Origin of the sequence: Desulfobulbus oralis (genome assembly GCF_002952055.1) — a bacterium.
GTDB lineage: Bacteria > Desulfobacterota > Desulfobulbia > Desulfobulbales > Desulfobulbaceae > Desulfobulbus > Desulfobulbus oralis.
Genome location: NZ_CP021255.1, coordinates 253331 through 266886 on the forward strand (window position 1 = coordinate 253331; position 13556 = coordinate 266886).

A 13556-nucleotide genomic window follows, 5' to 3' on the forward strand; every position below is an offset into this window, starting at 1 on the left:
CCAGATACTGGCAGCAGGCCAGAAGGCCGCTCTGCCCGCCCTGGACGGCAGCCTGATCAAAACCGGCGGATTCCAATGCCGCACCCCCTGGGGTGTTGAGGATGAAAAGGACGCCATGGCACGCCGGCACAGACCCGAGCGCCCGGCACCCATGCCGCCATGGACAGAAAGCCCTGCCCCCACAGGAGCGTGGAGGCAGGGCCATTGTACAGAAAATCCAGGAGCATGCAAAGACCTGGAATCCGGTTCAGTGCAAGTTCATGGGCGGCTCCGCTCCGCCCTGTGGCCGGCCGCCTATTTCACCACGAAGAAGTCGCTGGCCTTGAGTTCCGGCCTGCTATCCAGCCGGGCAAACTGGATCGCAGCTCCTGCTCCGGTGCCGTCCGGATCGTACAGAAGCGCCCCTGTCGTGGTGTTGTAGAGGATGCAGTCCCGGTCATCCAGGGCAGAGCCTGTGGCATTGGCCACAAAAAGGCTGTCTGCAAGCGGGCCCGCTTCAGAAAGGGCCGTGAACACCGACCGGCTCAGATGCAGCTTGTCTTCGCCCGGCTTGAAGTCCGTAATCCGGTCTACATTGTTCGTTTCGTCCAGCGCATCCCTGAACAGAAAAACGTCTGCCCCGCTGCCACCCGTCAGAACCGTACTTTTGGAGCCGCCGGAAAGGATGTCTCCAAGCCCCTCGTTGCCCTGCAGGTAACCGCCGTTCGCGGCGCTCACCGCCTTCTGCGCCAGCAGCTCCTGCCAGCTCAGGCTCTTGCCGTCCGCAAAGGCAAACACATCCACACGCCTGTCCGCATAGCTCGGATAGTACCAGTACTCCAGTTTCACACTCTGCCCGCTCTCGCCAATCCGGATGATCAGATCATAGCCCGATTTCTCCAGACTGATGTCGGAAAGCCCGATCCCCTCCCCAAAGCGCAGCGTGTCCGTACTCTTCTCATCCCCATCCAGCTCGATCACCGTCTCCCCGCTCCCCGCCTGGATCAGATACTCGTCCGAGCCCGCCCCGCCTCTCATCCGCGTAGTCGCCGCACTCCCGCTCTGGTTGACCAGCAGATCGTCACCTTCTTCCCCGTACAGATACGATTTTGTGGCGGCCGCATTGGTGAAGAGCTGGTCGTCATCCCTGCCACCATACAGAGACGCAGTCTGGGACAACCCCGCATAGAGGCGATCCCGCCCGCCAAGGCCCCGCAGCGTTTCAGTGCTCCCGGCTTTGGCAACAGTGCTGCCTCGCAGCACATCATCCACCCCCTCATTGCCGTCCAGCTGTCCGCCTTCCATGGCCAGAGTCACCGCCTTCTGCGCCAGCAGCTCCTGCCAGCTCAGGCTCCTGCCGTCCGCAAAGGCAAACACATCCACACGCCTGTCCGCATGGACGTAGTACCAGTCCGCCAGTTTCACACTCTGCCCGCCTTCGCCAACCCGGATGATCAGATCATAGCCCGATTTCTCCAGACTGATGTCGGAAAGCCCGATCCCCTCCCCAAAGCGCAGCGTGTCCGTGCTCTTCTCATCCCCATCCAGATCGATCACCGTCTCCCCGCTCCCCGCCTGGATCAGATACTCGTCCGAGCCCGCCCCGCCTCTCATCCGCGTAGTCGCCGCACTCCCGCTCTGGTTGACCAGCAGATCGTCGCCCTCCTCCCCGTACAGATACGATTTTGTGGCAGCCGCATTGGTGAAGAGCTGGTCGTCATCCCTGCCACCATACAGAGACGCGGTCGAAGACAACCCCGCATAGAGGCGATCCCGCCCGCCAAGACCCCGCAGCGTTTCAGTGCTCCCGGCTTTGGCAACAGTGCTGCCTCGCAGCACATCATCCACCCCCTCATTGCCGTCCAGCTGTCCGCCTTCCATGGCCAGACTCACCGCCTTCTGCGCCAGCAGCTCCTGCCAGCTCAGGCTCCTGCCGTCCGCAAAGGCAAACACATCCACACGCCTGTCCGCATGGACGTAGTACCAGTCCGCCAGTTTCACACTCTGCCCGCCTTCGCCAACCCGGATGATCAGATCATAGCCCGATTTCTCCAGACTGATGTCGGAAAGCCCGATCCCCTCGCCAAAGCGCAGCGTGTCCGTGCTCTTCTCATCCCCATCCAGATCGATCACCGTCTCCCCGCTCCCCGCCTGGATCAGATACTCGTCCGAGCCCGCCCCGCCTCTCATCTGCGTAGTCGCCGCACTCCCGCTCTGGTTGACCAGCAGATCGTCGCCCTCCTCCCCGTACAAATACGATTTTGTGGCGGCCGCATTGGTGAAGAGCTGGTCGTCATCCCTGCCACCATACAGAGACGCAGTCGAAGACAACCCGGCATAGAGGCGATCCCCCCCGCCAAGGCCCCGCAGCGTTTCAGTGCTCCCGGCTTTGGCAACAGTGCTGCCCCGCAGCACATCATCCACCCCCTCATTGCCGTCCAGCTGTCCGCCTTCCGTGGCCAGAGTCACCGCCTTCTGCGCCAGCAGTTCCTGCCAGCTCAGGCTCCTGCCGTCCGCAAAGGCAAACACATCCACACGCCTGTCCGCATTGACGTAGTACCAGTCCGCCAGTTTCACACTCTGCCCGCTTTCACCAACCCGGATGATCAGATCATAGCCCGATTTCTCCAGACGGATGTCGGAAAGCCCGATCCCCGCCCCAAAGCGCAGCGTGTCCGTGCTCTTCTCATCCCCATCCAGATCGATCACCGTCTCCCCGCTCCCCGCCTGGATCAGATACTCGTCCGAGCCCGCCCCGCCTCTCATCTGCGTAGTCGCCGCACTCCCGCTCTGGTTGACCAGCAGATCGTCGCCTTCCTCCCCGTACAAATACGATTTTGTGGCGGCCGCATTGGTGAAGAGCTGGTCGTCATCCCTGCCACCATACAGAGACGCAGTCGAAGACAACCCGGCATAGAGGCGATCCCCCCGCCAAGGCCCCGCAGCGTTTCAGTGCTCCCGGCTTTGGCAACAGTGCTGCCCCGCAGCACATCATCCACCCCCTCATTGCCGTCCAGCTGTCCGCCTTCCGTGGCCAGACTCACCGCCTTCTGCGCCAGCAGCTCCTGCCAGCTCAGGCTCCTGCCGTCCGCAAAGGCAAACACATCCACACGCCTGTCCGCATAGTTCGGATAGTACCAGTACTCCAGTTTCACACTCTGCCCGCTTTCACCAACCCGAATGATCAGATCATAGCCCGATTGCTCCAGACGGATGTCGGAAAGCCCGATCCCCTCGCCAAAGCGCAGCGTGTCCGTACTCTCCGTATCTCCGTCCAGCTCGATCACCGTCTCCCCGCTCCCCGCCTGGATCAGATACTCGTCCGAGCCCGCCCCGCCTGTCATCCGCGTAGTCGCCGCACTCCCGCTCTGGTTGACCAGCAGATCGTCGCCTTCCTCCCCATACAGATACGATTTTGTGGCAGCCGCATTGGTGAAGAGCTGGTCGTCATCCCTGCCGCCATAGAGAGACGCGGTCGAAGACAACCCCGCATAGAGGCGATCCCGCCCGCCAAGGCCCCGCAGCGTTTCAGTGCTCCCGGCTTTGGCAACAGTGCTGCCTCGCAGCACATCATCCACCCCCTCATTGCCGTCCAGCTGTCCGCCTTCCGTGGCCAGACTCACCGCCTTCTGCGCCAGCAGTTCCTGCCAGCTCAGGCTCCTGCCGTCCGCAAAGGCAAACACATCCACACGCCTGTCCGCATAGTTCGGATAGTACCAGTACTCCAGTTTCACACTCTGCCCGCTTTCACCAACCCGAATGATCAGATCATAGCCCGATTGCTCCAGACGGATGTCGGAAAGCCCGATCCCCTCGCCAAAGCGCAGCGTGTCCGTACTCTCCGTATCTCCGTCCAGCTCGATCACCGTCTCCCCGCTCCCCGCCTGGATCAGATACTCGTCCGAGCCCGCCCCGCCTGTCATCCGCGTAGTCGCTGCACTCCCGCTCTGGTTGACCAGCAGATCGTCGCCATCCTCCCCATACAGAGAGGAGCTCGTGGCGGCCGCATTGGTGAAGAGCTGGTCGTCATCCCTGCCACCATACAGAGACGCGGTCTGGGACAACCCCGCATAGAGGCGATCCCGCCCGCCAAGACCCCGCAGCGTTTCAGTGCTCCCGGCTTTGGCAAGCGTGCTGCCCCGCAGCACATCATCCACCCCCTCATTGCCGTCCAGCTGTCCGCCTTCCGTGGCCAGACTCACCGCCTTCTGCGCCAGCAGTTCCTGCCAGCTCAGGCTCCTGCCGTCCGCAAAGGCAAACACATCCACACGCCTGTCCGCATAGTTCGGATAGTACCAGTACTCCAGTTTCACACTCTGCCCGCTTTCACCAACCCGAATGATCAGATCATAGCCCGATTGCTCCAGACGGATGTCGGAAAGCCCGATCCCCTCGCCAAAGCGCAGTCTGTCCTTGCCCTCGCCGGAGCTTATCGTAATCTCCTGCCCGCCCCGGGGAGCAATCAGGTACAGATCGTCGCCTGCCGTGCCGCTCAGCCGCTCTTGGTCTCCTGTGCCCGGCCTGAGCACCTGCAGTCCCGCGCTCGCCACCGCAAAGGCAAAGGCATCGCCATCCAGATCGCCCGCGGCCCGGAAAGCATCGAGCACCCGCTCCCCATCCTCGCCATAACTGCTCAAATAACGAACCAGGGACTGCAGCAGAGCGGAACATCTGCCGCTGTCCGCTGTCCAGCTCTCCTGCAGCAGGGCCATGCTCCGGCTGAAGTCAAAGCTCAGTTCCCAAGTCGCCGGATCGATGCTCAGCTTAATACCTGCCAGCAGCGGCGCCAGATGCGTCTGCGCCATGAGCTGACCATCCACATAGTCCTTCAACCTGGCAAAGGCCTCGCTGAGGTATTTCGCGCCGTGCTGATTGGGATTGGGGGAAGAGCCGCCCTGACGGAAAGCCGAACCCATAAAGGCCTCCATGGCGGCCACGATGCGGGCGTCGATATTGCCGCCCCGGCTGTCCGGGGCAAGGCCTGCCACCCCGGCCCAGGTATAGATGAGCTGTTCCAGAATGGCCTGCCGAGCCGCCACATCCGTCTCCGCGGCAAAGCGCTCCACCAGGGATTTCAAGGCACCGCTCCCATCCCGGGCCATAGCCTGATGCAGACTGTACACGTTGCCAAAGGCCATAACATCCGGCAGGGCCGCTATCTCTTCGGGAACCTCGACCAGCTCGGTGGGCAGAGTGCGCGCCGTATCTTCGGCAAACCACACGTCGCCCATCTGGCCCGTGCTGCCGTTTACATAAGTAAAACTGCCCTGCTGCCGCAGCGCATTGCCGTTGGCATCCACCACCTGCTGCACCGTGTAGCTGGTACAGAGACTCTGGATGCCCAGCTCGTCCAGGGTCAGCAGCTCGCCCTCGCCGACTTGGCCGTCGCTGTTTTTGTCCCGCCAGACCCGCAGGGCAGCAAAGGCCGCGTCACTGGCATCCAGCACGCCGTCTTTGTTTTTATCCAGCTCAGCCAGGGCCGCAAAGCCGTTGGCGGCCTTCTGGCCATTTTCCAGCAGGCTGTTGTTGCCAAAGAGTTCCGAACCATCGTCTATCTGTCCGTTGCCGTTCCTGTCCCAGACCAGGAGACCGTCATCAGGCGCAACCCAGCCGGAAAGCTGGGCAAAGCCGTTGCCGTCGTGGTCGAAGAACACACCCGCATCCTGGCCCAGGGTCTCGACGCCATCTCCGTCCAGGTCGAGAACAATGGGATCCTGACCGGCTGTGCCGAAGAGACCTTTCAACCCATCCAACAAGCCGTCCACAAAGGGATTGTACGGACGCTTCTTCGGCGGGTCTTTCAGGTGGGGAATATCCGGGTCGTCATCAGGATTGTACGGCGTTTTTTTTGACGGGTCGTCCAGATGAGGGACAGATGGTTCACCATTGCCGTCAGGGGTGCCGGGCGCAGTGGGATTCCCATCCCCAGCCTCTTTATCCTTGTCCTTATCCTCAGATTCAGCGGGCGTGGATGGCTGCTTGTTATTTTCGGGCTCTTTGCCTTCACTGCTGTTCGAGCCACCTTTGACAAAAAGCTCTGGGTGCTGAGTTGGGTCCTTCTCCCAGCCTTTCGGAGTTTTAGATTGAAGGCGGCCATCCCACCACATTTTAAAGCGTTCTAAATTTCCCTCTTTAGTGCCATATTTACTAGCATGCCAGTTGGGTTTTCCATCCGGTCCAACTTCAACATCTATATTATCTGTAATTTTGTACCACTTTTTCTCCTTATCATCCCAATATCCGTCTACGCCAGATATTTTTTCACCATTTTTAATGACTTGAAACCGATTCTTATTTTTATCATCATTATCCTCAAGCTTTACTATTATATCACCACCTGAATTATTTGTAAATTCCCCTTTATTTGGATAATCACGCTTATAATCATCTTTCCAACCCATGGAGCACCTCCTTATAATGAGAAAATTATTGCAATCAATACAAAAGATTATTTATCACTGATTTGATTTTTTTGACAGTTCAAAAAATTCATCAAACGAATGTTGATCAAAAATTTCAGGACAATTATCTTTTCCGCATCTATAAACATAATCGCCAAAATTTCGCTTTATAACAACACTAGTCATTTTATCATCTATAAAGTAAACATTGAATTCAAATCCCGCATTAAATATACCTTTATATGTATATACAAATTTTATTAATTTTTTATATTCATCGCTATATTCTGCCCAGTTTTTACCAGGATTCCTATCTTGAATTTTTTTGGCTTCTTCATAAGGAGAAATAACTTTAACAGGATATCCTAAAGATTTGATCACAGCGTCTCTGTTATCACCAATTTTCAGAGACATTATTTTTTCCTTTGTAAGATTCGGGGCAACATAGCATCCTGCTAAGGGATCATAAAGAAACGTTAAAATAGCTGTAGATATCGTGAATAAATGATATAAAAATATTACAATAAAAACATTCGGAAATGCTTTCCAAAAAAAATTAATTTTACCTTTATGAAGAAATTTTATAATTAAAAATACTATATAAATAGTGCACAGCAATGCGACTCTAATTACTTCTTCTTGTTGATAGCGTAACATTTTATGCCATATAGTACCGTCAAGTAACGTAAAAATTCCGCCGAGTATGGCAAAATATTTTGCTACTTTAACAATTATTGACCATCTCCCTTTAATTTTTGGTTTGCATTCTATCACGCTTATTCCTCCATTTTGCCATAACAGTCCGTTGAAAAAGTCGCAGTAGTGCACAATGCGAGTAAAAATCTTCGTCAGGCAGAGCCGCAACTCACTGATTCTACGCTACTTGAAAATTGAAATTCCTGTAGCGTGAAACCTGAAATATAGTTTTTCAACAGCCTGATAAGTTATTTGTCGCATCTGGATTCCAGCCCGGCAAATGGGGTTGCCAAATTATTTTCATGAAACCAAATTCTGGCCGTATTTGCAAGTTGTTATTTGCAATGCCGGCCGGCAAAAACCAGAGACCGAAAATGAAAAAGCAGCCCGACTATGCCGCAAGCGGCAGGCATTGCTCCGGGTAGTCATCCGCAAAGCGACTGGCCACATCCGCCACCCCGGCCCAGGTGTAGATGATCTGTTCCAGAATGGCCTGCCGATCCGCTCCCCACTCCTCGCGCGCGTTCATCACCACCCCCAGCTTCTCCACCGAAAGCGCCGCCTCCTGGTACTGGTGGATCAGACCCACTAGACGCACCAGGGGCGAGGTCACCCGGCCCGCCAGCATCTGAAAGGCAATCAGCGCACCCACGCTCAGGCTGCCGTCAAAAACCAGACCAGCGCCCACCCAGATCAGAATTACCGTCATCATCCGCTCCAGAAACTGGGTCAGGCTGCGGGCGGTAATCGAGATCCTGCCCACCCTGAACTGCATGCTCACCGCAGCCGCCACCTTCTGCTCCCACTGGCCCCGCAACAGCGGCTCAATCGCCATGGCCTTGACCGTCGCAATCCCGTGAATCGTTTCCACCAGCATGGCCTGACGCTTCGACTCCGCCTCATAAAGCGCATCCAGACGCCGCCTGAAGGTCCGGCTCGCCGCATCGAAGCTCAGCCAGGAGGGCAGCGCCGAACCGTCCGCCAGACTCGCGCTGTACGAAAGCGCGTCGCCGTCCGGGTCGCTGAAGGCATCGGCCGCCAGCACATAGCTGAAGTCCTCCCCAGCCTGCCCCGCCGCATCCGCAAGCGGGGCGGACAGCACCGGCTCGTGGTTTTTCGTTACCATCAGGGCAAAAATGCCCCCCGTCCTCGCACCCTTCGAGTCGGTTGCGGTGAGCTGTATCTGCAGATTGCCCATAGTATCCATGCAGCAGCCTTTCCGCCGCTGGCGCCAGGGAGCCTTGCCACGAAAAACAGTTCTGCTGCACACTGTGTGAAACACCGTGATCCAGCGCCCTGGGCAGCCCATTGCCTGCAACCGTGTCGCGGTCACAGGCCCTTTAGCCTTTCCGGCTGCCTCTGGCGCCCAGATGACAGTGCAGCGCTTTGCAGCACTCGCATTCCGTACCGGTAATATGCTCCAGAATGCCGCAATCGCCACCGCGATCCCCGGAACAGGAACGCAGCAGCGTCTGCAGATGCTCCTTCAGATGGCTGAGCTCGACAATCTGGGCCTCGACACTGGCAATGTGCTTTTCCACCAGTTGGCTGACCCAGCGGCAGCTCCTTGTGGGGTGATCCCGGAACTGCAGGAGTTCGCGGATTTCCGAAAGTGTCATGCCGTGCAGACGGCAGTGGCGGATGAAGTGCAGGCGCTCCGCCGCCCCCTCATCGTAGAGCCGGTAATTGCCTTCCGTACGTGCCGGGGCTGACAGGAGCCCTGCCTTTTCGTAGTAGCGGATGGTCACCACCTGACAGCCGCTCAGTTTCGCCAGTTCACCGATTTTAAGCTGCATCCGCGCCTCCCCTTCGTCTTGCCATATCCGCGGCAAAGGCCGCCGCGCTCCCCCCATTTTTTCAAAAAGGGCTTGACCCTATAGCAGGTAGAGCCTGTACCGTACAGTCCCTGACAGGAAAAGGCACGACCTTTCCGCTCCAGTACAAGCATTGACACAGAGGGAGCACACATGAGTGAAGCCATGGTTTTATGTCCTTGCGGCGCTCGCCATCCCGAAGGCTTCGCCTGCGAGGCGGGTGAACGCATCCGGCGGCAGCGGGCGGCGGAGCACGCGCATCATCACAAGCACGAACACGAGACTGGGCACTGCCACGCGCCCGCAGACCCGCATCCCCATGAGCACAGCTGCTGTTGCGGGCACAGCGGGACGCTGCAAGCGGCCGGCTCCGGGACAGGGAGCGGCCAGACCGTGGTCTACCGCATCGATGCCATGGACTGCCCCACGGAGGAGGCGCTGATTCGCAAAAAACTGGAGCGCCTGCCGGGCGTCGTCAGCCTGGAATTCCGGCTTGTGCAGCGGCTGCTCAGCGTGCGTCACACCTTGGATTCCACGGCAGACATCGAGGCCGCGCTGCAGGCCATCGACATGCCGCCGGCCTTTGCGGGGGTGGAAGCGGTCTTTGTGATCAGCGGCATGGACTGCCCGGTTGAGGAAGGCCTGGTACGCAGCAGGCTGGCCGACATGGACGGCGTATACGGCCTGGACTTCAACCTGATGCAGCGCCGGCTCGTGGTGCGGCACGAGCCGGCCCAGTTGGCCAACATCGTGCGCGCACTGGAATCCCTGAACATGGGCGCCCTGCTGGTGGACCAGACCAAACCCGAAGCCCGGACCGCTCCCGAAAGTTCACGCACTCCCTGGAGGCGGCTGGCCGTGGCCGGCGTTTTTGCGGCTCTGGCCGAGGCTATCGAGTTCGTGTTGCAGTGGCAGGCCCCGGCCCTGGAGGCTGCGCTGGACCGGCTGCCCTCTCTTGGCGCTGCGCTGGACCGGGTAAGCGCGCTGTCCCTGGTCCACGCCCTGCCGCTTCTGGCCGCGCTCATCGCCATCGGCCTGAGCGGCCTCGGCACCTACCGCAAGGGCTGGATTGCGGTGACGAACGGCAATCTGAACATCAACGCCCTGATGTCGGTCGCGGTCACGGGCGCGCTGTGCATCGGCCAGTATCCGGAGGCCGCCATGGTCATGGTGCTCTTCAACCTCTCCGAGGCCATCGAGGCTCTGTCTTTGGCCAGGGCGCGCCAGGCCATCGGCAAGCTGCTGGCGCTGGCTCCGGAACGGGCGACAGTGCTGGATGCCTCGGGCAACTGGACCGAGGTCGATATCCAGCAGGTCGCGGTCGGCACGCGGGTGCGGGTGCGGCCCGGCGAAAAGGTGGGGCTGGACGGGGTGGTGGCCTCCGGGATGTCCACGGTCAATCAGGCGCCGATCACGGGCGAGAGCATGCCGGTCGAGAAGCGCTCAGGCGACCCGGTTTTTGCGGGCAGCATCAACGAGTCCGGCTCCTTCGAGTTCACGGTGAGCGCCCCGGCGACGGATTCCACCCTCGCCCGCATCATCCGCGCCGTGGAAGAGGCCCAGGCCTCCCGCGCACCCATGCAGCGTTTTGTGGACGTCTTTGCCCGCTACTACACCCCAGCCGTGTTCCTGCTGGCGATCTTCATTGCCACGGCAGGGCCGCTGGCCTTTGCCATGCCCTGGAAAAACGCGGTCTACACGGCTCTGGTGGTGCTGGTCATCGGCTGCCCCTGCGCGCTGGTCATCTCCATTCCGGTCAGCATTGTGAGTGGCCTGGCCGCGGCCACGCGCCACGGCATTCTCATCAAGGGCGGCATGTTTCTGGAAAGCGGTCGCAAGCTGGGCTGGCTCGCACTGGACAAAACCGGCACCATCACCCGGGGCCGGCCTGTGCAGACGGATTTTTTCTGCATGAGTGGCGATGCGGACAGGGCATGGCGTCTGGCAGCCAGCCTGGCCTCGCGCTCGGATCACCCGGTATCCAAAGCGCTGGTCGAAGCGGCCGGAGATGCGCCTTTGCTGCCGGTTGAGGATTTTGCCGCGCTGCCTGGCCAGGGCGTGGCGGGCCGCATGGATGGCCAGCTCTGGCATTTGGGCAATCACCGCATGGTGGAGGCCCTGGGCCGCTGTTCCGAAGCGCTCGAGGCCCGGATCTTCCCGCTGGAAGAGGCGGGCAAGACCGTGGTGGTGCTGGTGGGCGAACAGGGAGCGGTGGCCCTGTTCGCGGTGGCGGACACCGTCAGGGCAAGCAGCCGGGAGGCGATTGGCGAGCTGCGGCAACTGGGGATTAAAACGCTGATGCTGACCGGTGACAACGCGCACACCGCCGCGGCGATTGCCAAAGAGGTTGGCGTGGACGAGTTCAAAGCCGACATGCTGCCGGAGGACAAGCTCGAGGCCGTGGCCGGGCTGGCTCAGCAGGCCAAAGGCCGCGTGGGCATGGTGGGCGACGGCATCAACGACGCGCCCGCGCTCGCCAGGGCGGACATCGGCTTTGCCATGGCGGCCGGGGGCACGGATGTGGCCATCGAAACCGCGGACGTAGCCCTGATGGACGACGATCTGCGCAAGATTCCGCGCTTTATCAGGCTCTCGCGCGCCACCTGCGCCATTCTGATGCAGAACATCGTCCTGGCACTGGGCGTGAAGGCGCTCTTCTTCGCTCTTGCCTTTGCCGGCATGGCCACCATGTGGATGGCGGTCTTCGCCGACGTGGGCACCGCCCTCCTGGTCGTGGCCAACGGCCTGCGCGCCATGCGCCTGTAGCTCAGGGGAAAAGCCAGACAAAAAACGGCTCCAGGACCTCTCCTGGAGCCGTTGTTGCCGGGCTGGACAGCAAGAGCTATTTTACCGCCGCTGCTCCGGCCCTGGCCACGGCCGTATCCTCGGCCACGCTGCCGCCGCTGACCCCAACCGCGCCCACGATGACGCCGCCCCGGATCAGGAGCTCGCCGCCGCCAAAAATGGCCAGACCGCCGTTGGTCACCTCGATGCCGTACAGCTCCTGGCCTGGCTGGGCAGCCGCGCCCAACTGGGCGGAAGACATGTTGAAGGCGCGTGCTGTGCGGGCCTTCTTCTGCGAAATGTCGATACTGCCCAAAAACGCGCCGTCTTCCCGGACAAAGGCCTTGAGGTTGCCGCCCGCATCCACCACGGCTATGTTCATGGGCACGCCCTGGGCTGCCGACTTCTTCAGCGCCGCGTCCACCACGGCCCGGGCCTCGGACAGGGTCAGATCATCGGGCAACTGCTTGACCAGCTCTGCAGCCTGCCCGTTGACAACAAGCAGCAATCCGGCCAGAACACAAACAAGTCCGTAACGCATGACACACCTCCCTGGTGTTGGAAAATATTGGCGCCAAAACTGGCATAAATGTTCCACAGTATAGAGCATCCGCCCATCCCTCTCAACAGGAATGCCCGGCCCCTCGGCCGGGCGAGAGCAAAAAACGCCGTTTTTTCTGGCGGAAAATGCGGTACAATGCGGGGGCAGGCGGGCCGCGCTCCGCGCGCTGACCTGAAGCATACGGAATTTCACCTGAAAGAGGACTATGATTGCGGCACGCATCACGGAGCAGGACGCTCTCGCGCAGGCCCGGCTTCTCCTGGTGGACGACGAGAGCGCCTTTCGGCGGGCCCTGGGCCGGCAGTTGGAGCACCGGGGCATCGCGCTCACCGCGGTGGGCTGCTGCGCCGAAGCCCTGCGCCATCTGGAACTTGAGCCCGTGGATGTGGTCATCATGGACATGCAGATGCCCGGTCTGGACGGCGTGGAATGCCTGCGTCGGATCAAGCGGCGCTGGCCCCAGGCGGAGGTCATTTTTCTGACCGCCCACGCCTCGGTGCAAAGCGGCACTGCCGGCATGGCAGGCGGGGCCTTTGACTACTGCCTCAAACCCATCGACATATCGGAGCTGCTGGACAGGGTGGAGCTGGCCGCGCAAAAGGCGCTGATCAACCGGGAAAGCGGAGCGCTCTGAGCTCCCGCAATACGGTCTTGCAACCAGGTGCAGTGGATTTATAATGGAGAATCCCGACTGCATCAGGAATGTGCTGGATGGAAGAGAAGAAGAATATGGACGAGGGCAGCATGCCCATTGCACCAGCAGTCTTCCCTGGGAGGTTCAACAGATGACAACGCGACACATGATTTTCAAGCTGATGGCGGCTTTCGGTTTTGCCCTGCTGCTGGCGCAGCCCGGCCCGGCGCAGGCCAGGGGGCGCGTCATGACCGAAACTCATTTTTTCCCCGGCACGGGCCACTACACGGTGGAGGAACAGCACTACTCCTTTGGCGCGCCGATCTACAGCGAGACCTTTTACCCCTTCGTCGTCCAGGAGCGATTCTACTCCCCTGATGGCTCCGTGGTCGTGCATAACAAGTCCAGGCATTGGCTGCCAGGCCGCGCCTACCACAGGGGCAGACCCATGTACCGGGAATGTTTCTGCACCGCTGATCCGCTCTATTCGGACATGGAGCTGGACGACTGCTGTTACGGGCCGCATGCAGACCGCTGTTTCAGGCCGAATCCCCAGTATTACGGCCCGCGATGGCATCAGTTCCCCAGACTGCACAAGCACTATCCGGGCGAGTATCGCCCCTTGCGCTACCGGCAAATGCCCAGGGGCAGGTCATACCAGAAATTCCGCTCTGCCAGATAAGAGC

General features: G+C 59.9%; 9 protein-coding genes. 3 read left to right on the forward strand and 6 right to left on the reverse strand.

Going from position 1 to position 13556, the window contains the following annotated elements; all coding sequences use genetic code 11:
- Positions 1–294: 294 nt before the first annotated feature.
- From CAY53_RS01000 to CAY53_RS01015, 5 genes are all read right to left on the reverse strand, one after another.
- Positions 295–2808 (reverse strand): calcium-binding protein, encoded by a 2514-nt coding sequence (locus CAY53_RS01000; RefSeq protein WP_146106352.1) that lies wholly within the window; start codon positions 2806–2808, stop codon positions 295–297.
- Positions 2742–5732 carry an SPM autocatalytic domain-containing protein gene (locus tag CAY53_RS01005; RefSeq protein ID WP_181040338.1) on the reverse strand — a complete coding sequence of 997 codons (2991 nt, stop codon included), beginning with the start codon at positions 5730–5732 and terminating at the stop codon, positions 2742–2744. The genes CAY53_RS01000 and CAY53_RS01005 overlap by 67 nt, the downstream gene beginning before the upstream one ends.
- A gap of 702 nt (positions 5733–6434) precedes the next feature.
- Entirely contained in the window at positions 6435–7154 is a 720-nt protein-coding gene (locus tag CAY53_RS12375; RefSeq protein WP_181040340.1) for a hypothetical protein, read from the reverse strand.
- 313 nt (positions 7155–7467) lie between these two features.
- Positions 7468–8283 (reverse strand): ABC transporter transmembrane domain-containing protein, encoded by an 816-nt coding sequence (locus CAY53_RS01010; protein ID WP_219842690.1) that lies wholly within the window; start codon positions 8281–8283, stop codon positions 7468–7470.
- A 133-nt stretch (positions 8284–8416) separates the two neighbouring features.
- Positions 8417–8872 (reverse strand): Cd(II)/Pb(II)-responsive transcriptional regulator, encoded by a 456-nt coding sequence (locus tag CAY53_RS01015; RefSeq protein WP_104935560.1) that lies wholly within the window; start codon positions 8870–8872, stop codon positions 8417–8419.
- Between the two features lie 171 nt (positions 8873–9043).
- Between CAY53_RS01015 and CAY53_RS01020 the strand changes: the two genes are divergently transcribed.
- A complete protein-coding gene (locus CAY53_RS01020; RefSeq protein WP_281261035.1) occupies positions 9044–11656 on the forward strand; it encodes a cation-translocating P-type ATPase in 2613 nt (870 codons plus the stop codon).
- A gap of 76 nt (positions 11657–11732) precedes the next feature.
- On the opposite strand, the gene CAY53_RS01025 is transcribed toward CAY53_RS01020, so the two are convergent.
- Positions 11733–12215, reverse strand: a complete 483-nt coding sequence (locus CAY53_RS01025) for a GlcG/HbpS family heme-binding protein (protein ID WP_104935561.1) — start codon at positions 12213–12215, stop codon at positions 11733–11735.
- Between the two features lie 226 nt (positions 12216–12441).
- Between CAY53_RS01025 and CAY53_RS01030 the strand changes: the two genes are divergently transcribed.
- Entirely contained in the window at positions 12442–12870 is a 429-nt protein-coding gene (locus CAY53_RS01030) for a response regulator (protein WP_104935562.1), read from the forward strand.
- A gap of 151 nt (positions 12871–13021) precedes the next feature.
- Complete coding sequence (locus CAY53_RS01035) at positions 13022–13552, forward strand: hypothetical protein (protein ID WP_146106354.1); 531 nt, start codon at positions 13022–13024, stop codon at positions 13550–13552.
- The last annotated feature ends 4 nt before the right edge of the window (positions 13553–13556 follow it).